Source organism: Gordonia paraffinivorans NBRC 108238 (genome assembly GCF_000344155.1).
GTDB classification, from domain to species: domain Bacteria; phylum Actinomycetota; class Actinomycetes; order Mycobacteriales; family Mycobacteriaceae; genus Gordonia; species Gordonia paraffinivorans.
The window spans coordinates 97,186-120,984 of the sequence record NZ_BAOQ01000011.1 but is presented as its reverse complement, the minus strand read 5'-3'; the positions used below and the strand labels follow the sequence as shown (position 1 = coordinate 120,984).

Here is a 23,799-nt window from a genome sequence, read left to right as displayed (position 1 = left end):
CCGGACCCCGCGCGCTCACCCTGCGACGGCGATCGATTCCAGGCACACCAGCTTCACCAGTTCCGCGCGGTTGCGGACCCGTGTGGCCGAGAACACCCGGCTCACATACTTTTTCACCGTGTCGAGTCCGAGGTTGAGGATCTCCGCGATCTCCTCGTTGGTGTGGCCGTCGGCGACCAGTTCGGCCAACTGCACCTGTCGTGGCGTCAGCCGATCCCGCCACGAGGGAACAACTTGTCCGGGAAGTGATTTCGCACGTTCGGACAACTGGCGCGCCAGGATGCCCATCGCGTGCAGCCGCGCGGGGTCGGGCTTCCTCCCGCGTGAGTCGAACATGCCGACCAGACCATGGCAGCCGTGCGCGAGGTCGAGGTGCATGACCGACGCACTGTGCAACCGCTTGCGATAGAGGAAGTCCTGCAGATAGGTCACCGAGTCGTTCGGCAGACCACGCAGGTCGTCCGCGGAGATCGCCGGCCGCGCCGCGAGCGCCGCCCTCGACTGCGGCGACGCGAACACGTCCTTGGGGTACCAGCGGGCCTGATACTCGTCGATGACCGGCGTGATCCTGCCGGTGACCACGGGAGCCGGGTCGGAGAACGCCGTGACGAACGTCGGGCCGGTGAAGAAGGTCGTGTTCAGGCAGTCATAGTGCCCGTGGAGTGCCACCATGAGGTCGTTCTTGAACTCGTCCAGGCTCGTGGCCTGCGAACTCGCGTCCAGGATCGCGAAGATCCGTTCGTACTCCTCGACGGGCAGCTCGACCGACCGACCAGCCAACGCCCACTCCTTCCTCGCGAAGCGATCCCCGCACAATACCCAATGCGATGTGATCCCGGGCACATGCAACGCCACGCAACGTGTGCCGCGTCGTGGGTTTCCACGATTTGTCCACTTTCGTGCACTGTGGCCGCCGTCACATTCTCCCTAGGGTTTCGATCGTGACCGGCAGACCGCCGGGCCGAGCAGATCGACAAGGAGACACCATGAGCAGGCTTCGCTTCGGATACTTCATGGCACCGTTCCACGCACCCGGCCGCAACCCCACGGCGGCGCTCGAAAGGGACCTCGACCTCGTCGATCACCTCGACCACCTCGGCTACGACGAGGTCTGGTTCGGCGAGCACCATTCCGCCGGCAGCGAGATCATCGCGTCGCCCGAGATCATGATCGCCGCGGCATCGCAGCGCGCACCGCGCATCCGATTCGGCACCGGCGTCACCTCGCTCTCGTACCACAACCCCCTGTGGGCGGCCGACCGCATCATGCAGCTCGACCACCTGACCCGCGGACGGACCATCTTCGGCGTCGGACCGGGCTCGCTGCCCACCGACTCGGCGATGATCGGGTTGGACCCCACCGACACCCGCGAACTGCTGCAGGAGAACCTCGACATCGTCGTGCGCCTGCTCCGCGGCGAGACGGTGTCGGCCAAGACACGCACACACGAGCTGTATGACGCCAGGTTGCAGTTGGCCCCGTACTCGGCCGACGGCATCGACATCGTCGTCGCCGCCGTGGCCTCGCCCACCGGACCCCGACTGGCGGGCACCCACGGACTGGGACTGCTCTCGATCGGCGCGACGCTGTCCGCGGACGGCTTCGACGCGCTCGGCCACCACTGGAATGTGATGGAGGAGCGCGCGGCGGCGAACAACGTGACGGTCGATCGCAGCAAGTGGACGCTCGCCGGGCCGTTCCACATCGCCGAGACCGAGGCCGAGGCCTACCGGCAGGTCGAGTACGGCATCGAGCAGTGGTTCGACTACTTCCAGCACGTGGCGGCTTTCCCCCAGATGGCCGTCTCCGGAAGCAGACTCACCGAGATGATCGACTTCATCAACGAAGCCGGGATCGGCGTCATCGGCACGCCCGAGCAGGCGCGCGCCCAGGTGCAGCGGCTCTGGGATCAGTCGGGCGGCTTCGGCTGCATGCTCCAGATGGGGCACGACTGGGCGAATCCCCAGGACACGAAGCGTTCCGCGGAACTGTTCGCCCAGGAGGTGTTCCCGCACTTCCAGGGACAGGCGCAGGCCACCCTCGACGCCGCCGCGCACGCCCGTGCCGTGCGGGAGGGCCACGCCGCCAAGCAACTCGAGGCCGTCGACCACATGACCCGCAAGTACCAGCAGGAGCTGGCCGCCAAGGCCTGACACGGCCGGCAGCGGAGCCTTCGACGAAAGACGAAGAGACCCCGACCCTTTCGGGTCGGGGTCTCTTGTCGTGAGGGCTACTGCGCGGCCACCGACACGTACTTGCGGGTCGGGGTCAGCAGCTGGTTGCTGTCATCGAACTCCAGGATGCCGTAGGAGCCGACGCTGGGTTCACCGGCGGCGTTGAACGCCAGGTTGCCGGTCTTGCCGACGTAGGCGATCGTCTTGCCGCTCTTCAACAGGTCCAGGCAGGCCTGGTAGGAGTCGCACTCCTCGGAGCCGTTGGTGACGCCGATGATGTTGGCGGCGATGGCACGTCCGTCGGTCGACTTCGCGGCCTCGGCGGCGAGCGCGCTCAGCACCGTGGCGTCGTAGCTCTCGCCCGAGTAGTTGTAGTCGATCAGCTTCGGGTCGAGGTCCTTCAGCGCGGACTGGAACTCACCGCTGGTCTGGGTGAGCGGGGTGGTGCCCTTCATACCCTTGAGCAGGCCATCTCCCACGGCCTCGCCGAGTGCGTTGCCCATGTTGCCGTCGACGCCGTAGACGAGCTTGCCGTCGCTCGGGCCGATGCCCACCTCGTGCATGCGCGTGATGATCTTGGCGCTCTCCTCGAAGCCGATCACCGCGATGCCGTCCGGGTTGAACTTCTTCACCTGGTCGACCTCGGCGTTGAACGACTGGGCGTTCGGGTCGTAGATGATTTTCTGGATCTGGTCGGACGGGACGCCCGCGGCCTCGAGATCGCGGACGGTGTTGTCGGCGAGTCCGGTGCCGTACGGGTCGTTGAGGGCGAGGATGGACACGCGCTGCACGCCGTCCTCGGCCATGGTCTGCGAGAGTGCCTGCGCCTGCAGGACGTCGGCGGGAGCGGTACGGAAGTACTGTCCCTTGTCCTGGTAGCAGGTGAACTCGTCGGAGGTGTTGGCCGGCGAGAACATGACGGCGCCGGCATTGGCGATCTTGTCGATGACCTTCAGCGACACCGACGACGACGCGGCGCCGATGATGACCTGGACGCCCTGGCTGAGCTCGCGGTCGACGGTGGCGTTGGCGGTGTCGGTGGTGGTGTCGCCGGAATCACCGGTGATCAGGTCGACCGGCTTGTCGAGGACGCCGCCGGCGGCGTTGATGTCCTTGATGGCGAGGTTGACGCCCGCGACCATCGGCGGCCCGAGAAACGCGAGGGAGCCGGTCTCGGGCAGCAGGGTGCCGATCTTCAGCGGCGCGGTGCTCACCGGCCCCGGCGTGGCCTTCGGCGGGTTACACGCCAGCTTCTGCGCAAGGCCCAGGCCGGGCGGGGCGGGAGTGGATTCGACGGTGACGCTCTCCGACGCCGCCGAGCCTCCGTCGGAACCAGGGTCAGAGCTGCTGCAGCCGGCGACGACGAGCGCTGCCGCCGCCGTCACGGCCACTGCCCCGCTCGTCAAAAAGCGAAAGGACATCAATGCTCTCCTTGCGATTCTCGTTTCACGAAGGCGGCGCATCGAGCTGACGCGTCCAACCGCACATCGTGGGAGAAAAGCTAGTCCGATGTTGTTGCCCCCGCGTAAAGAACGTGAAACTCCTTTACGCCCACCGACATTGCGAACAATGACCTTCTGCCGTCAGTTGGTCCCGAGCGTCTCCACGACGACCTGCGCGACCGCCTTCATCGTCGTCCGGCGGTCCATCGCGGCGCGCTGGATCCACTTGAACGCCTCCGGCTCCGACAACCCCTGCTTCGCCATGAGCAGCCCCTTGGCGCGTTCGACGAGCTTGCGGGTCTCGAGCCGCTCGTTCATCGAGGCGACCTCGCGCTCGAGGAGCTTGAGTTCGTGATACCGGCTCACCGCGACCTCGATCGCCGGCACCAGGTCGGCCTTCGTGAAGGGCTTGACCAGGTAGGCCATCGCGCCGGCGTCGCGGGCCTTCTCGATGAAGTCGCGCTGGCTGAACGCCGTGAGCATCACGACCGGCGCGAGGCGCTTCTCGGCGATTTCGGTCGCCGCGTCGATGCCGTCCCGGACCGGCATCTTGATGTCCATGATCACCAGGTCGGGTTTCAGCGTCTCGGTGAGCTCCACGGCGACCTGCCCGTTGGGCGCCTCCCCCACGACGTCGTAGCCCTCTTCGCGGAGCATCTCGATCAGGTCCATGCGGATCAGCGAGTCGTCCTCGGCCACGAGCACACGGTGCGTCTTCGTGGCCTCACCGGTGGTTGCCGTCGCACTGTCGGTCACCGTCACCATCCCTCCTCCACGTCGTGGTTGCCCCGAAGAGTACCGGTTGCAGGCGCACTCGGCCGATCATCTAGAGTTGGCTCCTGCACGGGTCATCCCGGGCACGAGCCCCCGTAGCCCAATTGGCAGAGGCAACGGATTCAAAACCCGTCCAGTGTGAGTTCGAGTCTCACCGGGGGCACCACATCAGCGCAGGTCAGCAGCGGATTGCCACTTCCCGGCGCCACACCGACCCGGCCCTGTGTGATGTCGTTCGCATCGCGACGGCGAACCACCGCCAGACCTCACTTCGACGGTGCGACTTCGATTGAGGTCGCATCGACGAAACGAGGTCGCACAGCGGCTTGGCGGACCTACGCTGACTCCCGGATCACCCCGAAGTGCCGGACCGTGCCCGACAGACGCGGCAGCTCCTTGGCCGGCGACCACGCGTACAGGTCGCGGCTGTCGCTGTAGTGGTACCGACCCGTCTTGTAGGCGTCGAAGTACATGCGCCAGTTGCCGTTCGGGAGCCTCACCACCGCCATGCCCTCGACGAAACGGCCGAAGTTGCGGATCGGCACGAACCGGTACGGGCCGTGGAGCGAGCCCGCGACGGCGTGCTCGATGGTCTTCTTGCCCTCGTTCTTGACGAACGCATGGTAGGTCCCGCCGACCTTCACGATCGTGGTGTCGATGTGGTCGGCGCCGATGCTCAGGATCGGCACGGGTGGCGTCCACATCCGCAGACCGGGGTCCAGTGCGGTCATCACGTACGGGATGAATCCGCCGCCGGTCGACATCGACAGGACGAGGTGGACCCGACCGCCTTCGACGAAGAACTCCGGGGCCCAGGCCTTGGTCGTGAACGGCGACAACGACGGTCCGTCGCTCGACCCGGCCGACCCGAAGCTCAACGAACCCGACGAGGAGCCGAACACCCCTCTGCCGTCGCCGCTGCCGGGCAGGAGGGCACAGCACAACGGCACCGGGTACTCGTGGGTGAACGCCCAGTTCACCCGGTCGCGGCTGCGGGCGAAGCCGATGGTGGCCCGGCCGGTGGTGTACGCGACGTGGTACCAGCCGTCGGCGCCGCGAAAGATGCTGGGGTCGCGCACCACGCCCGATGGCGGCGTGAACGCCGACATCCGCAGCGGCCGGAAGGTCGTCGCGTCGCCGGACTGGTAGACGTCCATGTGATGTTGGCTGATGTTGCTGAACCCGACCATGGTGTACCGCCACCCCGCGGCGGAACCCGTGCCGGGTGTGGCGACGACGAGGCCGGTCAGTGCGAGCAGCGCGGCTGCGAGCGCACCCAGGTGGAGACGAGAGCGGTCACGACGAGCGCGGATTCCCCGGATCGGCACCATGCCAGCAGTATCGGCGACGCCACCGGGGCCGCGCGAGGGTTTCCGGCAACCGTTGCCGAACGAGTCCGGGGCGGCGCGGTCTCGACCGGATCCGGATCGCGATCAGCACGTTCGGGCAGACGTCCGGCGCGTCTCGGCCCAGACGAAATCGTCCACGTTCACCTGCAGCGACACCGAACGCTCCCTCTGCCAGAGGATTCGGGCAGAGCCTAGGCTGCGGCCCCCGCCTCAGCCGCCGACGACACGAGGTTGCGGCGCAACCCGACCGCGATCAGCACCAGGCCGACGATCATCCACGCGGCCAGCGTCAGACCGGCCGTCGCACCGCCCGCGCCGTGGAAGTACGCGGCCGCACGGACCAGCGTGCCCGCGGCGCCCGGCGGCAGGATCTGGCCGACGACGGCGGCCCACGACGGCAACCATGCGGCGGTGGCGGCGATACCCGCGAACGGGTTGCCCAGGAACATCATCACCATCGCGCCGAGCGTGAACCCCTTGGCACCGAAGACGCCCTGAAGTCCGGCGAGCGGGAACGCCAACGCCCCGATGCCCAGTGCGATCGCCCCGGCGACCGCCCAGAACTCGGCCGACCACAGGCCGGCGTCGATGCTGCCGAAGACGAAATCCAGCATGCAGGCGACGATGAAACCGCCCAGCAACGAGAACCCGAAGAGCCCGGCGTGGTACCAGCCCTCGCTGCGCGGGAAGACCTTGCGGAAGGCGACGACGGGCACGATGCCGCCGAACACCAGCGGGAACGCGAGACCGCCGATGCCGATGCCGGTCGGGTCGGCCGCGGGCAGCGCGACGACGTCGTCGACCTCGACCGCACGGTCGGTCGCCTTGCCGACGGCCTGGGCCGTGGCGGCCAGGTTGCCGCTGATGGTCGCCGACCCCGCGCTGGCGACCAGGGCGTCGATGCTCGTGTCGTCGACGACGAATCCGCCGACCACGTCGCGGTTCTCGATGGCTGCGCGCAGATCGTCCTCCGAGGTGAACCGCCGGGTGTCGTATGCGCCCGGGTCGGCCGCCTCGAGCGACCTCTCGAAGGAATCGACCGCCGCGACGGGCCCGACGACGCCGACACGCAGGTCGTGGGCCCCGCTCTTGAGCGAGGGGAGGATGAAGACCAGCAGGAGCAAGACCAGGATCACGCCGAGTCCGACGGTCAGCCCGAGCAACATCAGCACCGGGTGGGGTGTCTTCTCGGCCACCGGATCGGCCTGTGCATCCGGCGCCCGATTCGCTGTCGTCGTCACAATTCTCCTCAGAACTAGAAGTGGATGTTTTTCCTCCACTTAATACTGGAGGATGATCCTCCGGTTAGACTGGACTTGTCAACCGGTTGTGATGGACGGTGCACACCGAAGCCGCCCCACGGAGAAGAAGGGACGTGGCCATGCGGGCCGACGCGGCACGACGACGCGAGGCGATCGTCCGAGAAGCCCGCCGCCTGTTCGCCGCCCAGGGCGGAGGCGTCGCCCTCGAGGCCGTCGCCGAGGCCGCCGGGGTGGGCATCGCGACGCTCTACCGCAACTTCGAGTCCCGGCACGCGCTGGCCGACGAGGTCGCACTGGCCATCCTCGCCGACATCGGCCGCGCGGCCGACGAAGCGCTGGCGACCGTCGCCGACTCCCCCGACGACACGTGGGCGGCGTTCGTGAACCGACTCGTCGACCTCGACCTCGGTGCGCTGTCGGCGGCGCTGGCCGAGTACGTCACCGCCGCGGTTCGGCAGACGCAGACACAGACGCTCGAGCGCGTCGAAGAACTACTGGACACAGCGAAAGACGCCGGACTCGTCCGAGGGGACCTGCAGGCACTCGAGCTCATCGTCGGCATCGGCCTGCTCACCCGCCCACAGCCGGCAGCCGTCAGTGCCGCGACCCCGGAGCTGGTGCCCCGGCTGGTGTCGATCCTTCTGGCGGGCATGCGCCCCCGGTGAGACCGCTGGACCAGCGGCGACGCAGCGACGCACACACAGCGACACAGACACAGCGGACATACACGCAGCGGCCGACACGCACGGTGTCGTCCGTTCGAATCAACTGGCGCCGAGACCGCCGTGAACGTCGTTGCAGATGGAACAATCTGTTTCCGGACCCGGAACCCCGGGTACCCGATCAGACGTGTGGAGTCGACCTGTCGACAAACACACCGACGCGGAGGGGTGAAAGAGCCCCTCGAGCAGGTGCGGATGTCCCCTCACCGCATCTGAATCCCCCCCCGAGAAGATCCCTCGCGCCCTCCCCCGACAGAAAAGCGCGAGGGATCTTCTTGGCGGAAGTGTATTTTACAAACCACCCGTTTTGTCCAGTGCTCATACACAGCCCTGATAATGTCCACAGCGGCATCGCACGACTGTGCGAGTGAGAACACGAGGAGCCGACACCGCGCCGCGGCGCGAACGGACACGACGGTCGAGGGACTGGCGCGAGAGATGAAGACCCGGAACTACGCGCAGGACAGCAAGTCGCTCCTCCGGAACTCGCTCCTGGACGGCCTGCACGACCTGCTCATGGAGCGGGACTGGTCGCAGGTCCGGATGTCCGATGTCGCCGCCGCCACCGGGGTGAGCCGCCAGACCGTCTACAACGAGTTCGGCTCCCGGTACGGACTGGCCCGCGGGTACGCCGTGCGCCTCGCGAGCAGGTTCGCCGGACATGTGGCCGAGGCGTTGGCCGCGCACGTCGACGACGTGACGGGTGCGCTGCGGACGTCGTTCACCGAGTATTTCGCCGGGGTCGCGACCGACCCCCTCGTCGCGTCCCTGTTGTCCGGCGAGGCGAAGCCCGACCTGATGAAGCTCATCACCACCGACGCCGCACCGATCCTCACGACCGCGAGTGAGGTACTCGCGCAGGCGTTCCGCGAGTCCACCTGGCTGTCGATGGCCGAGGACGACATCGAACGCGTCTGCCGGGCGACCACCCGGATGGCCCTGAGCTTCGTGGCCATGCCGCCCGAGGGCGACCGCGACGCCGCAGCAGACCTCGCCGAGATCATCGCACCCGCCATCGAGGCGGCCCGGGTCCGCGCGGACTGACCGCGATCCCCGGATGCCTCGAGTCGCAGGACCGCAGGGCCGAGAGCCCCGGGTCCGAGGCCGCCGGGTCCGAGCGCCGCGACCGGAGACCTCCGGGCCTCAGTGGCGCGACCGCCGGCCGCCGGCCCGCCGCAGCACACTCCGGTAGACCCGTTCCAGCGTCGGGGTTCTCGCGTCCTCCGGGTCGACGAGTTCGTTCTCGGCGATGACCGATTCCTCGTCGTCGATCGTCTCCCGGTCGAACTCTTCGAGTGTCCGCCCCGGGCTGCGCATCGCCTCGACCGCCTCGAGGAGCGACTCCCGTTCCCGCACAGCGGCATCGAACTCGTCCGCGGTCACGTCGAGGTGCTCGGACAGCAGCCGGACACGGAACCCGGTGATCTTCGCTCGCAACTCGGCGTCGGCCGGGTCGTCGGCATCCGCCTCGATCGCGACGTCGCACTCGCTGTCGAACCCCAGCGACCGGTTGTTCAGGTTCGACGACCCGATCCGCAGCAGGACGTCGTCGACGACGAGGACCTTCGCATGGACGTAGATCGGGTCGCCCTCCGCGGTCACCGGATAGTAGGCGCGGAAGCGATCGTGAACATCGGCCTGCCACAGCAACTTCAGCAGTCTGTGCCGCGCCCCGTCCATCGCGAGTCGCTCGACGGGACTGTCGGAATGCCGGGGCAGCACGACGACGATCTCCGGTCCGTCGTCCTCGCGAAGCCGTGCTGCGAGCGCCTCGGCGATCTCGCGTGCGGCCAGGTACTGACTCTCGATGTAGATCGTGTGCCGAGAGGCCGCGAACGCCGCCAGGTACAACCGGCGGATCTCCTCGACCTGCGGACGGTCGCCGTAGTGCGGGATGGTGCGGGCGACGCCCACGTCGCAAGATGTGAAGGTCGGCTCGAGGCCCTCCGGCCATATGTCGGGCCCCGCGGTGTCGACGAGCGGGGCCAGTCGCTCGCCGGTGGCCGCCTCCCACCGGTCGTGGGCCACCGTGGCGACGACCCGGGCCGCATCCCCGTCGAGCGCTACCGTCACGTCATGCCACGGACCGTGCGGCTCGCCGTCAGGACCACGACGGAACTCGTTGCGCGACAGGTGCTCCGAGGTGTCCCAGCGGTCCACGGTCATGTCGATCCCGCCGCAGAAGGCGAACTGGTCGTCGATGACCGCGATCTTCTGGTGGTGCGCGGCGGAGGCGGGATGGGCGGAGTCGATCCGGTAGTGCAGCCGGCGCCCGGTCAGCAGGTCCTGCACGAAGGGCGGCGCGACGCCGCGCAACATGCCGGTGAACGCGCCGACGCTCCAGCGCAGAACGTAGATCTCCAATCCGGGCCGGTTGTCCACCAGCCACTTGAGAAAGTCCCCGAGTTCGTCGGGCACATCGCCCTCCGACGAGCGCGGGTCGAGCCGGATACGGGTGTCGACGTCCCAGCCGATCAACACCGCACGGCGTTTGGCCTGCAACAGGGCCGACTTCGCGTGCACGAAGTAATCGGCCGCATCGACGATGCAAGCCACCCGCCCGGCAGCGGCGATCTCCCGGCATGTCTCGCCCACACGCAGGATCGGCGCGTGCTCGGTCTGGTCCACCATCGTCTCTCTCCACCCTCCCCGGCCCGGCCCGGCCATTGTGCCAACATCTCGCAGCCTCGTCCGTTCCGACATCGGGATTCGGCGTGGCCTCGTGCGCGGATGGTTTGCCTACACTCGGCGGAGTGAGCCCTGAGCCCGATGCCGCGACCCGCACCGGAGCCGATCCCGCGACCGGCACGGATCCGCGTCACCGACCACGCCGTCGCCGCCCGTTCGTCCTGGCCGCGGTGGTCGTCGTGATGCTGGTCCTCGGGGTCGGCGTGGTCGCCTGGCGCACGGTGCCGCAACGGTGGCTTCCGTGGGACACGGCCGAGTTCCCGCAGGTCGACGCGTCGCAGCTGACGCCGACGCAGAACCGGATCGTCGAGCTGCTGCGCGCCGAGCACGCCAGGCAGCGGCCGGGCACTTTCTACTCCGAGGGCGCCGACGAACCCTGGTGCGCGAACTTCGTCAGCTGGATCATGCGGGAGGCCGGGGTGCCGTTGCGCAACCCCAACTCCGGGCACTGGCGCATCCCGGGCGTGTTCACGTTGCAGGAGTTCTACGACGGCACCGGCAGGTTCGAACCGGTCGGCGACCACACGCCCGGGGTCGGCGATGTCGTCCTGTACGACCGGTCCTCGGCGCTGGGCCAGCACACGAACATCGTGGTCGCGGTCGACGGCGACGAGGCGGTCACGGTCGGGGGCAACGAGATGAGGAGGATCCGGGTCCACAAGCTGGACTGGTCGTCCGACGGCGGGGTCGTCGGATTCGGGCGGCTCGACGACTCCGGAGCGGCCCGATGACCACGGAGTACCCATCGCGACCGCCGCGATACCTCCGGCCGGCACTGGCGGTGGCCCGCCATTACACCGACGCCGCCCATCGCGCATCGCACGAGCCGTTCGACCATTCGCTGGACCTGCTCCCCCACACCGCTCTCTCACGCCGCTACGGCTGGAGCCATCACGGCCTCATGCTCCCGAACCTGCCCGACCCGCATCGCTATCTGAGCCTGATGGTCATGTGCGGGACGACCGGGCTGCAGGCCTTCGACTTCCCGCACGAGGCGGCACCGGACGATCCCCAGGACATCATCGTCGCGTCGGCATCGAGCGGCGCCGAGAACGCCTACGCACGCGAGGTGCTGTCGATCGAACGGGACGGCCGGTTCGCGCGTGATCACGCCGAGTTCGGGACGCTCGCGACCATCAGCGGGACCCACCCGGACTTCGAGATCCGCCTGCACGCCGGCGACCTCGACGCGCGGGTGACCATGAGGTGCCGCCCGGAGACGACATGGTTCGTGCGATCGCCGGTGTGGCGGCACATCGGCCACGTCGGACGCTACGAGGGCGAGGTCACGCACCGCGGGGTGGTCACCCCGGTCTCCGGCGTCGGCAACCTCGAGTACGCCCGCAGTGTGAGTCCCTACGTGGTGCTGCGCCGCGCTTCCCGCCGACGGTTGCCGCTGCAGTGGTTCAGCTACCACGTGGTCGACGTGCCCGGCGAACGGCAGATCCTGTTCACGCAACTCGGCGCCTTCGGGGCGATCGTGGAGACGAACGCCATCTTCCGGTCGATGGACGGCACACCCGACCGCAAGGTCCACGGCGGATACCACCGGGTCCTGGAGACCGACGACGCCCCGACCGTCGACGCCTACGGCAACGCGCGATTGTTGCCCCGTACTTTCGAGTTCGGTTGCGACGGAATGACGGTCGTCGGAACCTACGACTGTCCGCAACGCTTCGCCATCGGCCGCGGGTACATCTCGGGGTACAGCGCGCAGGTGCGCCTCGACGGGGAGGAGTTCACCACCCGGGGCTACTCCGAGCACATCGACGAACGCGTGCCGCCGCACAGGAGTCCGGGACGCCGGGTCGCACCGATACGGTGAGTGCATGAGCTTCACCGGTTTCCCCGAAGCTGCCCTCGACTTCTACGACGACCTCGAGATCGACAACTCGAAGTACTTCTGGGAGCAGCACAAAGAGACCTACACGACGGCGGTCGCCGAGCCGATGACCGCGCTCACCGAGGAACTCGCCGACGAGTTCGGGCCGGCCAAGTTGTTCCGCCCGTACCGGGACGTACGGTTCTCCAAGGACAAGTCCCCGTACAAGACCCATCAGGGCGCCTTCGTCCAGGTGGCCCCCGCCACGGGCTACTACATCCAGATCGGGGCGCCCGGCGTCCGTGTCGCGGTCGGTTTCTACGAGGCCGCCTCCGACCGGCTCGCCGCGATCCGCCGGGCCATCGACGACGACCTGCACGGCCCCGAACTCGTGCGCATCGTGCGCAAGCTCACCAAGGCCGGCTGGGAGGTCGACGGCGAGCGACTCAAGACCGCACCCCGCGGCTACGACGTCGACCACCCGCGCATCGAACTCCTGCGGCACAAGTCGCTGTTCGTCGGCAAGGACTACGGGTTCGACGAGGTCATCCACTCGCCCGCACTCGTCGACCGCGTCCGCAAGGACTGGCGCTCCGCCAAACCGCTGATCGAGTGGATCGACCGACACGGCGCCGTCTGAGCCGCGCCGGCCGGCCGCGGCCCGCGTGGGCGACGCCCCGGTGCCCGCCCGACCTGCACGTCGGCACCACCCGTGCCATCCTTTGCCGGTGCCTTCCCCATCTCACGACGTCCCCCGGGTGATGTCCAGGAGTCGACGATGACCGATCACATCCACTACGGCCACGTCTTCCACCTGTCCGGAAGCCCCCTGATCACCGAGGCGGACGACGCCCTCGTGTCGATCCCCGACGGTGCACTGGTGGTGGGCGACGACGGCCGCATCGCGTATTGCGGCGAACGGTCCGGCGTCCCAACGGAATTCGCATCGGCCGAACAGCACGAGCATCCCGGCGGATTCCTGCTGCCCGGCTTCGTCGACACGCACATCCACTTCCCGCAGACCTTCGCCGGCGCCTCGTACGGCGGCGGTCAACTCCTCGAGTGGCTCGACCGCTGCATCTTCCCGGCGGAGGCCCGTCTCGCCGACCCGGGGTTTGCGCGCACGGCCGCCGTCGAGTTCACGCGCCGGCGCATCGCCGCCGGCACCACGGCAATGATGGCCTTCGGTTCCGCGTTCCCCGCCGCGCAGGACGCGTTGTTCGAGGAGACGCTGAGTGCCGGACTGCGCATCGTGTCCGGCCGGGGCATCCAGACCGTCGGCGACGAATCCGCCCGGCCGCTGCTCACCTCCGAGGAGGAGGCCATCCGGCTCACGCGGGAGGAGATCGAGAAGTGGCACGCCGCCGACACCGGCGACCCGGCCACCGCGCTCGTCCACGTGGCGATCGTGCCCCGCTTCTCGCTGTCGGTCACCGCCGAGACCCTCCGCAACCTCGGCGAACTCTACGACGAGTACCGCGATCGGGGTGTGTACGTGCACACACATCTCAACGAGAACAACCGGCCGGGCACCGGCGAGATCGACATCACGAAGAAGCTCTACCGCTGCGACTCGTACCTCGACACCTACGACGGCAGGTTCCTGCCGTGGTCGGAGGTCGGCGGCAAGAGCCTGCTCGGGCGACGCACGATCCTGGCGCATGCGGTGCACTGCCAGGACGCCGAGATCGCGCGGATGGCCGAGACCGGCACCTCGATCGCGCACTGCCCCATTTCGCAGCTGTTCCTGGGCTCGGGCACGATGCCGTGGAAGCGGACCGTCGCGTCGGGCGTGAACATCGCGGCCGGCACCGACGTCGGCGGAGGCGACGAGTGGCTGATCCCGCGGGTGCTGGGTGACGCGTTCAAGCAGCACATCTCCGAGCCCGGTGACGCGGGTGTCTCCATGCATCCGGCGGAGATGCTGTTCCTCGGCACACTCGGCGGCGCCCGCGCCCTCGACATGGAGGATCGGTTCGGCAATCTCGACGCCGGGAAGGAGGCCGATTTCGTCGTCATCGAGCCCGACGCCCCGCTCGCCGCCGTGTTGGCGAACGCGGTCCGCTCCGACGACCCGCTCCTCGCGCGCGATCAGACGTTGTTCACGTTGCTCATGGGTATCCGGGAATCGTCGATCGCCGAGGTCTACGTGCAGGGACGGCGGATCACCGCTCCCTGACCGGGGCGACTCGCCACCCGCCGGGTACGGTGCGGCAGCTCGGGGCTGACCTCAGGCGATGACCTCAGGCGATGACACCGTCCACGTAGACCCATTGTCCGCGGTACTTGGTGAACCGGCTGCGCTCGTGCAGCGAACCCTTCTCCGATCCGATGCGGTAGTGGGCGGTGAAGGTGACCTCGCCGTCGGTGTCGAACGGCGTGCCGCCGCTGGTCGACTCCACATCGAGGCGGTACCAGCGCATCTCGTCGTCGAGTGCCAGATCGGCGGGACGGGTGCGAGGGTGCCAGCTGCGCAGTACATGGTCACGGTCCCCGACCGCGAACGCGGTGAACCGTGAGCGCATCAACGCCTCCGCGGTCGGGGTGGGGCGAGTGCCGTCGAGGACCGGGCCGCAGCACTCACCGAACTGCAGGCCGGACAGGCACGGACATCTCGCGTCAGGGTCGCGGTTTGCCGATTCGAGGTTCATCCACCGCATCTTAGGGGTAGACAGAGACGAGGTCATCCACGGCCCGGCCCCGTCGACCGCATCGCCGACGGGCCGGGTCCGCACCGATGCGACGAAGGGAGAAACCTTGTCCGACAACGTCTATCGGGTCATCGAGGTGGTCGGATCGTCGACGTCCGGCACCGACGACGCGATCCGCAACGCGATCGCGCGTGCTTCGCAGACGGTCAACCACCTCGACTGGTTCGAGGTCACCGAGACCCGCGGCCACATCGAGGACGGCCAGATCGCCCACTTCCAGGTAACGCTGAAGGTGGGCTTCAAGATCGAATCGCCGTCCTGATCACTTCCGGCGTGCCGCAGACCCGGTGAGGAACCCGCCGATCTCGCGCGCCACCGCTTCCGGGTCGTCGAGCATGGACAGCACCGCGGCCCCACGGATACCCACGTAGCGACCATGCGGCAGGAGCCCGGCGAGCCGGGGTCCGTGTTCGGGCGGCATGACCCGGTTGTCGGGTGACCACAGCACCAGCGCGTCACCCTCGAAACCCCTGAGCGCCTCGGTCTTCCGGATGAGATCGGCGTCGTCCAGCACCGACTTCGCGTACTTGACGAGGTCACGCCGGATACGTGCGTCGGCGAGCACCGGTTCGGTCCACGCGCGCATCCGCCGATCCAGGCGCGGATCACCGGGGCGCGTCACCATCCACCCCCACAGCATCGGCAGTCTCCGTAACCGGGCGATCCGCAACTGGCGCGCCGCGAGCGAGACACCGCCGGGAATCCTCACGGCGAGGGTCGCCATCTTCCCGGGCAGGCCGGGCGGGAAGTTCTCGAACGCCTCACACGGCAGGATGACCAGTCGGGCCACCCGCGGGCCCCGGCCGAGCGCGGTGAGGAACAGCCCGCCACCCCAGTCGGAGTGGACGAGAGTCACGTCGTCGAGGTCGAGGACGTCGAGGAGGTCCGCGACCAGTCCGGCCATGCCGTCCAGCGTCAGATCGGCGCTCTCGCGCATCGGGATGCGGTGCGACCCGAGCGGCACACCGGACGGATATAGTGAAAGCCCTTCGGCAGCAACGGGATGACGTCGTCCCACACGGTGTGGTCCATGAGCAGGCCGTGGAGCAGGACGACCGGCGGACCGGAACCCTCGTCGACGTATTCGAGAGCGCCGGCCGGGACCTCGACACGGCTGGGCTTCGTCTTGTCGACCATGGCGCCCTCCCCTACTGGAACGACTGCTCTAGAACATTCACTCTAGAACAACTGCTCTAGAATGACCAGGGTGAAGACCGAGGAACGCATCGTGGTCGGCATGATCGAGCTGCTGCGGCGCCAGGGCTACGCCGCGACCGGGATGAAGCAGATCGTCGAGGCCGGCCGAGCGCCGGTCGGTTCGATCTATCACCACTTCCCCGGCGGGAAGCGCGACGTCGCGGCGGCCGCCCTGCGACAGTCCGGCCAGGCCTACGCCGAGCTCGTCACGATGCTGCTCGCGCCGTTCGATGACCCGGCGGCAGGGGTCGAGTCGGCCTTCGCCACGGCCGCGGAGACGATCGAGGAGGGCGGGTGGCTCAACATGTGCCCGGTGTCCACGGTCGCCGGGGAGATCGCCGACGCCGAGCCCGCACTGCGCGAGGTTGCCGACGAGGTGATGACGTCGTGGATCGATGCCGGAACGGCACTCTTCGTCGAGCGAGGAATCGACGAGTCCGACGCCAGGTCACTGACGTTCGCACTCGTCTCCGCCCTCGAGGGCGCGTTCGTCCTGGCCCGGACGACGCGTTCGCCGGAGCCGATCCTGGCCGCGGGCCGGGCGATGGGCGCCTACGCGCGGTCGCTGGCGAACACCTCGGTCACCGGTTCCGAGGACTCGACGACGAATCCGTCAGAGAAGCGCCAGGTACCGGGGTAGCGCATCGGGCACGACCAGCGACTGCAGCGCGAACCGCAACTGCGCCGACACGTAGCGGTCCAGGTCATATTCCGGCGCGAAATGCCAGTGCTTGAGCGCCCATCCGTGCGCCAGCATCATCAGGTCGAACACGACGAGGTCGGCATCGACCTCGACCATCAGTCCGGCCTCCACACCCGCGGCCACCGCCTCGCGCATCGGCGCCGAGGTCTCTACCTCGAGTTCCTTGATCCGGTCCCGCCCGGCGGCGTCGAGGGTTCGGCTCTCCCGGTAGGTCAGGACCACCGCGTCGCGATTCTCGTCGACGATCGTCGCGTACTGGCGGAAGCCGGCGATCAACCGTTCGACGGGGTCGTCGCCGGCCCGGTCCATGGCCGGCTGCAGCTGGTCGCGGAAGGCCTCGAGAATGTCCACGATGGCGGCGAGCAGGATCTCCTCCTTGCCGCCGAAATACTTGTAGAACAGACCGACGCTGACCTGCGCCTCCTCGGCGAGCGCCTGCATCGACATCTGATGAAAACCGGTGCGCTCCATGACCTTCACCGCGGCATCGAGGAGCTGACGACGTCGCGTGGAGACGCGCGCGGCGCGCACCGCCTCCTCGACGGCGAGGTCGGCATCGGACCGCGCCGTGGCCGGTTTCGCCATCGCCGTCCCCTTTCGTCACCGGACCCGCCGAACCCTGGCCGTGCGGCCATCCGCGGGTGAATCGCTGTTCACACACAGTACAAGCCGCAGCCGGTCATCTATATACCAAGATCCTTGGCGATGATCGTCTTCATGATCTCGGTGGTGCCGCCGTAGATCGTCTGGATCCGGGCGTCGACGAACGCCCGGGCCACCGGGAACTCGCGCATGTAGCCGTACCCGCCGTGCAGCTGAAGACACCGGTCGGCGGTGCGAACCTGCAGTTCGGTGGCCCACCACTTCAGTTTCGCGGCGCGCGCCGGGGTGAGCTCGCCCGCGACGTGAGCGGCGATGCAGTCGTCGAGGAAGGTGCGGGCGACGTCGAGTTCGGTGGCGAGCTCGGCGGCGATGAACTGGGTGTTCTGGAACGATGAGATCGCCGAGCCGAAGGCGGTGCGCTCGCGGATGTGGTCGAGGGTCCGCGCGAATGTCCCCTCCGCCGCGGCGACCGCACCGATCGCCAGGGACAGCCTCTCCTGCGGGAGGTTGCGCACCAGCTGGTAGAACCCCTCCCCCTCCTCGCCGAGCCGGTTGGCCACCGGCACTCGCATCTCCTCGAAGCCCAGCTCGCTCGTGTCCTGCGCATGCAGGCCGATCTTGTCGAGTTTGCGGCCGCGGACGAACCCGGGTGTGTCGGCATCGACGACGAACAGCGTGAGCCCCTTGTGCCTGTCGGGCCCGGTGCGGGTGGCGACGACGAACAGGTCGCCGTTGCGCCCGTTGGAGATGAACGTCTTCGAGCCGTTGATGACGTAGTGGTCGCCGTCGCGGACGGCCGAGGTACGAATACCGGTGAGGTCGCTGCCGGCGCCGGGTTCGGTCATCGCGATGCCGAGCACGGTGTCGCCGGTGACCACGCCCGGCAGCCAGCGAGATCTCTGCTCGTCGGTGGTCAGGTCGGTGAGGTACGGCAGCACCACGTCGTTCTGCAGCGAGAAGGCGATCGCCTCGGCGGCGGCGCCGGTCCGCGCGACCTCGTCGATGACGATGGCGTTGTAGCGGAAATCGTCGACCCCGGGACCGCCGAACTCCTCGGGCACCTCGAAGCCGAGCAGGCCGTTCTTGCCCGCCTCGACGAACAGTGCACGGTCCCACTGGCCTGCGGCCTCCCAGTCGGTGTGCGTGGGCGTGATCTGTTCGGCGACGAACCGCCGTACGGTATCGCGGAACTGCTTGTGCTCGAGGTCGTGGGTGAGCGAGGACATGGGGGTTCCCTTCTGCCTCAGGGGCCGACGTGGGTGGTTGCCGGAACCCGGAAGGCCCCTTCGGCCATCTCCCGCGCCGCGGCTTCGGTCGCCTTGTAGTGCAGCTTCTTTCCGGTCGCCGACACGGGCAGCGAATCGACGATGCGGTACGCGCGTGGGCGTTTGAACGTCGACAGCATCGGGTGGGCGCGGCAGTACGCATCGAGGTCCTCGGCTGTCGGCGGCTCGCCGTCCGGGACGATGTAGGCGACCACGAGGCTTCCCCATCGATCGTCGGGAATCCCTACGACCAGCGAATCGGCCACGGCCGGATGACCGTTCAGCGCCTCCTCCACCTGGACGGGATGGACGTTCTCGCCGCCGGAGATCAGCATGTCGTCCTTGCGTCCGACGATCGTGACGTACTCGTCGGCGTCCCAGGTCGCGAGGTCCCCGATGTACAACCAGCTGCCGCTGTACATCGCCTTCTCCTGCTGTGGCGAGTCATGATAGGCGGCAGCGCATTTCGGCGAGCGGATGATGACCTCACCGACCTCCTCGCCGTCACGGGCCACGACGTCGTCGGGATCGGCGAGCCGGCCGTCCTCGTGCACGCGGACCACGCGCACCTCGTCGTCGATACAGGCACGTCCGGCGGTTCCGGCGTGGTCGGGCAGGTCGCCGGGCCGCAGAAAGGTGTTCCAGAACCCCTCGGTGCTGCCGTACCCGTTGTAGATGCGGGGAGTGAGCACCTCCTGATACCGCAGCGCCGCTTCGCGTTCGAGCGGGGCGCCCATGGTGACGATGCCGCGCAGGCTCGACAGGTCCCGCGGATTCGCCGACTGAGCGGCGGCCAGCATCGCGAGGTTGGTCGGGGCCCCGATGAGGAAGGTGAGCCGGTACTTCTCGACCCAGTCCAGGGTGAGCGCGGGATCGAAGGTCCGCATCGGGACCACCGACGATCCCAGGTAGAAGGACGGATTCGGGCCCGCGCAGTAGAGACCGCCGCGGTGGAACCACGGGGTCATGTTGAGGGTGCGGTCGTCCGGGGCCAGCGGGAAGTGCATGATCACGTCGTGCGCCGAGAAGATCTCGATGGCCGAGTTCATGGGCACCGCCTTCGGCATGCCGGTGGTGCCCGAGGTGTACAGCCGGGTGGTCTCGTCGAAGATCGTCCTCGTGACCTCCGGCGGGTTCCCGTCCGCGACGGGCAGGTCGGCAAAGCGGATCGAGGCCGCGCCGTCGCCCTGGGCGAGGTCGCCGTCACCCACGCCCACCAGCAGTTCCGGCGTGTGACCGGCGAGGCGAACCGCCTCGGTGACCATCGGGGTGAAGGCGGTGTCGTAGATGTAGACCTTCGGCGTGCTGATGTTGAGGATGACGGCGCTCTCCCCCGCCGCGAGCCGGAAGTTCATCGGCGATCCGACCGCTCCGGCGGCCTGGGTGGCGAGGTAGAGCCGGGCGAACTCCGGCCCGTTCATCAGCTGGTAGGCGACGACGTCGCCCGGGCTGACGCCGCGGGCGGCGAGACCTGCGGCGAGGGCGTCGACGTCACGGCCGAGCGCGGCATAGGTCCACTGCCGGTCGGTGGTCGGGTCGATCATCGCGACGACGCCGGCGTAGCGGGTGACGTTACGCCGGAAGCCGTTGAGATAGGTGAACTCGTGCTCGAAGAATCTGCGGTACGCGTGGGCGTCGTATGCGTGGGTCATGTGAGTTCCCTGAGGTTCGAGAGTTACCGGGATGGGGCCGGTCACCCGGCCATGGTGAGTCCGCCGCTGACGCTGAGCACCTGACCGGTGATGAACGACGCCGCGGGCGAGGCGAAGAACAGCACGGGGGCGGCGACCTCTTCTGGTGTGGCGAGGCGCCGGAACGGGATCGCTTTGACGAGAGCCTCTTTCAGCTTGTCGGGCTGGGCCTGGAACAGGGGTGTGTCGGTGGGTCCCGGGCAGACGGCGTTTACCGTGATCCGATGGCGCGCCATCTCACGGGCCAGCGACTTGGAGAGCGCGATGACGCCGCCCTTGGCGCCGGCGTAGATGGTCTCGCCGGCCGAGCCGACGCGACCTGCGTCGGAGGCGAGGTTGATGACGCGACCACCCTGCCAGTCGTCGTTCTTCGACGCCTCCACCATGCCCGGCAGGAATGCACTGGCCATGTGCACCGGTCCGAGGTAGTTGATCGCGACGACCTTCTCGGCGAATTCGGCTGTGGCGTCGAGGAACCGGTCGGTGCGATCCCAACCGGCGGCGTTGACGAGGATGTCCGGGACCCCGACCTCGGCGCCGACGGCGTCGCGCAGCTCGTCGACCGTGGCGCGATCGGCGACGTCGACGGCCATCGGGATGATCGACGGGGACTGTTCCGCGGTGCGCTTGGCGGCATCGAGGTCGAGGTCGGCGGCGACGACGGTGGTGCCCTGCGTGGCGAAGCCGAGGGCGATGGCCTTGCCGATACCGGAACCGGCGCCGGTCACGACGGCGATGTGCTTGTCGGTCATGGGTTTTTCCTCAGCGGGTTCCGGGGCGCTCAGGCGCCGACGTACTGGTTGAACTGCGGGGCGCGCTTCTCGGCGAAGGCGTTGGCACCCTCGAGGCCCTCGGGGGAATGGGTGAACAGGTCGAGCGCGCTCATCGCCAGGTTGGACAGTCCCGCCTGGTGGTCGGTGTCGGCATTGAAGCTCTGCTTGAGGAAACGCAGCGCGGTGGGCGACTTCTCGGCGATCTCGGCGGCCACCTTCTTGGCCTCGTCGAGGAGGTCGGCGGCGGGGACGACCCAGTTGACCAGACCCCACCGTTCGGCGGTCGCGGCATCGTACTGGCGGCACAGGAACCAGATCTCGCGGGCTCGCTTCTCCCCGACCACGCGGGCGAGGTAGGCCGAGCCGAACCCGGCGTCGAAAGAGCCGACCTTGGGACCGGACTGGCCGAAACGTGCCGTGTCGGCGGCGATGGTGAGGTCACACAGGACGTGCAGGACGTGTCCGCCGCCGATGGCGAGGCCGTTGACGGCGGCGATGACCGGCTTGGGGATGTCGCGGATCGTCTTGTGCAGGTTGCCGATCTCGAACATGCCGCTCTCGCTCGGACCGTAGTCGCCGGTCTCGGCACGCTGCTTCACGTCACCGCCGGTGCAGAACGCCTTGTCGCCGGCCCCGGTGAGGATGACGGCCTGTACCCCGTTGTCGGCCCAGGCACGACGGAACGCGTGGATCATCTCCTCCACGGTCTTGGCCCGAAAGGCGTTGTACCGGTGAGGTCGGTTCATCGTGATGATCGCGGTGTGGCCCTCGACGGTGTAGTCGACGTCTTCGTAGTCCATCCTGCTCACTCCTCTGGGTGGATCGGGTCTGGGTGGATCGGGTCTGGGTGGATCGGGACTGGGTGGATCGGGCATGCCGAGTGCCGTGCCGTGCGATGCCAGACGCGGTGCGCCGACCGACTCGGCCGTGAACACACCCGGCGCATGATGCTGAACGGACGACATACCCGCAGGTGAATCGCGGTCGCAGCGCCCGGAGCAGGGCGTTGTGAATAACTCGTTCGGTATGAGTGAACGTACATTCATCGCCTCCGATGTGTCAAGGGTCACTCCCCGGAAGGTTCTGAAGAGGGTTCGGCGCAGGGTTCGGAGCAGGAGCGGACACGCATGTGAGGTCGGTCGTTCGTCATGCGACCCGAAGGTGCCGAACCTAGACTTCGGGACACCATGACAAGCCGTGAGGACCTTCGATGAGGTACACGCAGACGATCTCCGGGACGACGTATGAGTTCGACGGCCTCGTCGAACTCATGGCAAAGGCCACACCGCGACGGTCGGGCGACGAACTCGCGGGCTGCGCCGCCTCATCCGACGCCGAACGTGCGGCTGCCGCATGGCGGTTGGCGGACGTCCCGCTGTCGACGTTCCTCGAGGACCTGCTCGTTCCGTACGAGTCGGACGAGGTGACGCGACTGATCGTCGACACGCACGACCGGCAGGCGTTCACCGAGATCTCACACCTGACCGTCGGCGGGTTCCGCGACTGGCTGCTGGAGACCTCGACCAGGCCCGACGCGGCGGAGCGGATCGCCCGCATCTCCCCTGCGGTGACGCCGGAGATGGCCGCCGCGACATCGAAGATCATGCGCAACCAGGACCTGATCCTGGTCGCCGCGGCGATCCGGGTGACCTCCGCCTTCCGCACGACGATCGGCCTCCCGGGCCGGATCGCCACGCGTCTGCAACCGAACCATCCGACCGACGATCCGCGCGGGATCGCGGCCGCCACACTCGACGGCCTGCTCATGGGATGCGGCGACGCGGTCATCGGGATCAACCCGGCGTCGGACTCGCCGCACACGACGGCCGACCTGCTGCACATGCTCGACGACATCCGCCGGCGCTACGAGATCCCGATGCAGTCGTGCGTGTTGTCGCATGTCACGACGACCGTCGACCTCATCGGACAGGGTGTTCCGGTCGATCTCGTCTTCCAGTCGATCGCCGGTACCGAGGGCGCCAACGCCGCGTTCGGCGTGACGCTGTCGATCCTGCAGGAGGCCAACGAGGCTGGCCGCTCGTTGCAGCGTGGCACCGTCGGCGACAACGTCATGTACCTGGAAACCGGCCAGGGGTCGGCATTGTCGGCGGGCGCACACCTCGGCACCGACGGCAAGCCGGTCGACCAGCAGACCCTCGAGGCGCGGGCATACGCGGTGGCACGTGCACTCGATCCACTGCTGGTCAACACCGTCGTCGGGTTCATCGGTCCCGAGTACCTCTACGACGGCAAACAGATCATCCGCGCCGGACTCGAAGATCACTTCTGCGGCAAGCTGCTCGGGCTACCCATGGGCGTCGACGTCTGCTACACCAATCATGCCGAGGCCGACCAGGACGACATGGACACTCTCCTCACCCTGCTCGGCGTCGCGGGCGCGGCCTTCGTCATCGCGGTCCCGGGCGCCGACGACGTGATGCTCGGCTACCAGAGTCTCGCGTTCCACGACGCGCTGTACGTGCGCCAGGCGCTCGGCCTGCGTCCGGCGCCGGAGTTCGAGGAATGGCTGGCAAGACTCGGCATGGCCGACGCCGACGGCCGGATTCTCCCGGTCGACCCGGCGGCCTCTCCCCTGCTACCCCTGGCGGCCGGACGATGAGCG

Annotated in this window: 22 protein-coding genes, 1 tRNA gene and 1 pseudogene; 11 read left to right on the top strand and 13 right to left on the bottom strand. The window is 68.1% G+C overall.

Features of this window, described 5'->3' with window-relative positions; all coding sequences use genetic code 11:
* Nucleotides 1–15: 15 nt before the first annotated feature.
* Nucleotides 16–780: a helix-turn-helix transcriptional regulator gene (locus tag GP2_RS06135; RefSeq protein WP_006899613.1), complete on the bottom strand. Its 765-nt coding sequence runs from the start codon at nt 778–780 to the stop codon at nt 16–18.
* Between the two features lie 206 nt (nt 781–986).
* Here GP2_RS06135 and GP2_RS06130 point away from each other — a divergent pair, with 206 nt between their 5' ends.
* Entirely contained in the window at nt 987–2,153 is a 1,167-nt protein-coding gene (locus GP2_RS06130) for an LLM class flavin-dependent oxidoreductase (RefSeq protein WP_006899612.1), read from the top strand.
* A 77-nt stretch (nt 2,154–2,230) separates the two neighbouring features.
* Here GP2_RS06130 and GP2_RS06125 read toward each other — a convergent pair whose 3' ends face one another.
* Both GP2_RS06125 and GP2_RS06120 read right to left on the bottom strand, forming a co-directional pair.
* Nucleotides 2,231–3,595, bottom strand: a complete 1,365-nt coding sequence (locus GP2_RS06125; protein ID WP_006899611.1) for an ABC transporter substrate-binding protein — start codon at nt 3,593–3,595, stop codon at nt 2,231–2,233.
* Nucleotides 3,596–3,757: 162 nt separating this feature from the next.
* Nucleotides 3,758–4,381 (bottom strand): ANTAR domain-containing response regulator, encoded by a 624-nt coding sequence (locus GP2_RS06120; RefSeq protein ID WP_006899610.1) that lies wholly within the window; start codon nt 4,379–4,381, stop codon nt 3,758–3,760.
* Nucleotides 4,382–4,479: 98 nt separating this feature from the next.
* Between GP2_RS06120 and GP2_RS06115 the strand changes: the two genes are divergently transcribed.
* Nucleotides 4,480–4,556: transfer RNA gene (locus tag GP2_RS06115), tRNA-Leu, on the top strand.
* Between the two features lie 169 nt (nt 4,557–4,725).
* Here the strand turns inward: GP2_RS06115 and GP2_RS06110 are convergent.
* Together GP2_RS06110 and GP2_RS06105 are read right to left on the bottom strand one after the other, a co-directional pair.
* Nucleotides 4,726–5,721 (bottom strand): glycoside hydrolase family protein, encoded by a 996-nt coding sequence (locus GP2_RS06110; RefSeq protein ID WP_006899609.1) that lies wholly within the window; start codon nt 5,719–5,721, stop codon nt 4,726–4,728.
* 209 nt (nt 5,722–5,930) lie between these two features.
* Nucleotides 5,931–6,980, bottom strand: a complete 1,050-nt coding sequence (locus GP2_RS06105) for a hypothetical protein (protein WP_006899608.1) — start codon at nt 6,978–6,980, stop codon at nt 5,931–5,933.
* Nucleotides 6,981–7,120: 140 nt separating this feature from the next.
* Here GP2_RS06105 and GP2_RS06100 point away from each other — a divergent pair, with 140 nt between their 5' ends.
* Both GP2_RS06100 and GP2_RS06095 read left to right on the top strand, forming a co-directional pair.
* The gene (locus GP2_RS06100) at nt 7,121–7,666 is read left to right on the top strand and encodes an SbtR family transcriptional regulator (protein WP_006899607.1); all 546 of its coding nucleotides are present in this window, start codon (nt 7,121–7,123) and stop codon (nt 7,664–7,666) included.
* A 495-nt stretch (nt 7,667–8,161) separates the two neighbouring features.
* Nucleotides 8,162–8,767 carry a TetR/AcrR family transcriptional regulator gene (locus tag GP2_RS06095; protein ID WP_006899606.1) on the top strand — a complete coding sequence of 202 codons (606 nt, stop codon included), beginning with the start codon at nt 8,162–8,164 and terminating at the stop codon, nt 8,765–8,767.
* Between the two features lie 99 nt (nt 8,768–8,866).
* Here the strand turns inward: GP2_RS06095 and GP2_RS06090 are convergent, their stop codons facing one another.
* Nucleotides 8,867–10,354 (bottom strand): phospholipase D-like domain-containing protein, encoded by a 1,488-nt coding sequence (locus GP2_RS06090; RefSeq protein WP_006899605.1) that lies wholly within the window; start codon nt 10,352–10,354, stop codon nt 8,867–8,869.
* A gap of 122 nt (nt 10,355–10,476) precedes the next feature.
* On the opposite strand from GP2_RS06090, the gene GP2_RS06085 reads away from it, so the two are divergent.
* The 4 genes from GP2_RS06085 (at nt 10,477) to GP2_RS06070 (ending at nt 14,412) form a co-directional block, all read left to right on the top strand.
* Complete coding sequence (locus GP2_RS06085; RefSeq protein WP_006899604.1) at nt 10,477–11,142, top strand: CHAP domain-containing protein; 666 nt, start codon at nt 10,477–10,479, stop codon at nt 11,140–11,142.
* Nucleotides 11,139–12,236: a DUF6670 family protein gene (locus GP2_RS06080; RefSeq protein WP_006899603.1), complete on the top strand. Its 1,098-nt coding sequence runs from the start codon at nt 11,139–11,141 to the stop codon at nt 12,234–12,236. The genes GP2_RS06085 and GP2_RS06080 overlap by 4 nt, the downstream gene beginning before the upstream one ends.
* 4 nt (nt 12,237–12,240) lie before the next feature.
* The gene (locus GP2_RS06075) at nt 12,241–12,873 is read left to right on the top strand and encodes a DUF2461 domain-containing protein (protein WP_006899602.1); all 633 of its coding nucleotides are present in this window, start codon (nt 12,241–12,243) and stop codon (nt 12,871–12,873) included.
* A 138-nt stretch (nt 12,874–13,011) separates the two neighbouring features.
* Nucleotides 13,012–14,412, top strand: a complete 1,401-nt coding sequence (locus GP2_RS06070) for an amidohydrolase family protein (RefSeq protein ID WP_006899601.1) — start codon at nt 13,012–13,014, stop codon at nt 14,410–14,412.
* A gap of 64 nt (nt 14,413–14,476) precedes the next feature.
* Here GP2_RS06070 and GP2_RS06065 read toward each other — a convergent pair whose 3' ends face one another.
* Nucleotides 14,477–14,884 (bottom strand): YchJ family protein, encoded by a 408-nt coding sequence (locus tag GP2_RS06065; RefSeq protein ID WP_006899600.1) that lies wholly within the window; start codon nt 14,882–14,884, stop codon nt 14,477–14,479.
* Nucleotides 14,885–14,990: 106 nt separating this feature from the next.
* Here GP2_RS06065 and GP2_RS06060 point away from each other — a divergent pair, with 106 nt between their 5' ends.
* Nucleotides 14,991–15,206, top strand: a complete 216-nt coding sequence (locus tag GP2_RS06060) for a dodecin (RefSeq protein ID WP_006899599.1) — start codon at nt 14,991–14,993, stop codon at nt 15,204–15,206.
* Here the strand turns inward: GP2_RS06060 and GP2_RS06055 are convergent.
* Nucleotides 15,207–16,081 (bottom strand): annotated as a pseudogene (locus tag GP2_RS06055) (alpha/beta fold hydrolase).
* 61 nt (nt 16,082–16,142) lie between these two features.
* On the opposite strand from GP2_RS06055, the gene GP2_RS06050 reads away from it, so the two are divergent.
* Nucleotides 16,143–16,781 carry a TetR/AcrR family transcriptional regulator gene (locus tag GP2_RS06050; RefSeq protein ID WP_083900199.1) on the top strand — a complete coding sequence of 213 codons (639 nt, stop codon included), beginning with the start codon at nt 16,143–16,145 and terminating at the stop codon, nt 16,779–16,781.
* Here GP2_RS06050 and GP2_RS06045 read toward each other — a convergent pair.
* The 5 genes from GP2_RS06045 to GP2_RS06025 all read right to left on the bottom strand — a co-directional run bounded on the left by GP2_RS06045 (nt 16,755) and on the right by GP2_RS06025 (nt 21,976).
* Entirely contained in the window at nt 16,755–17,429 is a 675-nt protein-coding gene (locus GP2_RS06045; protein ID WP_006899595.1) for a TetR/AcrR family transcriptional regulator, read from the bottom strand. The genes GP2_RS06050 and GP2_RS06045 overlap by 27 nt on opposite strands.
* A gap of 98 nt (nt 17,430–17,527) precedes the next feature.
* Complete coding sequence (locus GP2_RS06040; RefSeq protein ID WP_006899594.1) at nt 17,528–18,673, bottom strand: acyl-CoA dehydrogenase family protein; 1,146 nt, start codon at nt 18,671–18,673, stop codon at nt 17,528–17,530.
* Nucleotides 18,674–18,690: 17 nt separating this feature from the next.
* Complete coding sequence (locus GP2_RS06035; RefSeq protein ID WP_006899593.1) at nt 18,691–20,364, bottom strand: class I adenylate-forming enzyme family protein; 1,674 nt, start codon at nt 20,362–20,364, stop codon at nt 18,691–18,693.
* Nucleotides 20,365–20,405: 41 nt separating this feature from the next.
* Entirely contained in the window at nt 20,406–21,155 is a 750-nt protein-coding gene (locus tag GP2_RS06030) for an SDR family NAD(P)-dependent oxidoreductase (RefSeq protein WP_006899592.1), read from the bottom strand.
* Nucleotides 21,156–21,184: 29 nt separating this feature from the next.
* The gene (locus tag GP2_RS06025) at nt 21,185–21,976 is read right to left on the bottom strand and encodes an enoyl-CoA hydratase-related protein (RefSeq protein WP_006899591.1); all 792 of its coding nucleotides are present in this window, start codon (nt 21,974–21,976) and stop codon (nt 21,185–21,187) included.
* 410 nt (nt 21,977–22,386) lie between these two features.
* On the opposite strand from GP2_RS06025, the gene GP2_RS06020 reads away from it, so the two are divergent.
* Entirely contained in the window at nt 22,387–23,796 is a 1,410-nt protein-coding gene (locus GP2_RS06020; protein WP_006899590.1) for an ethanolamine ammonia-lyase subunit EutB, read from the top strand.
* Nucleotides 23,797–23,799 lie beyond the last annotated feature (3 nt).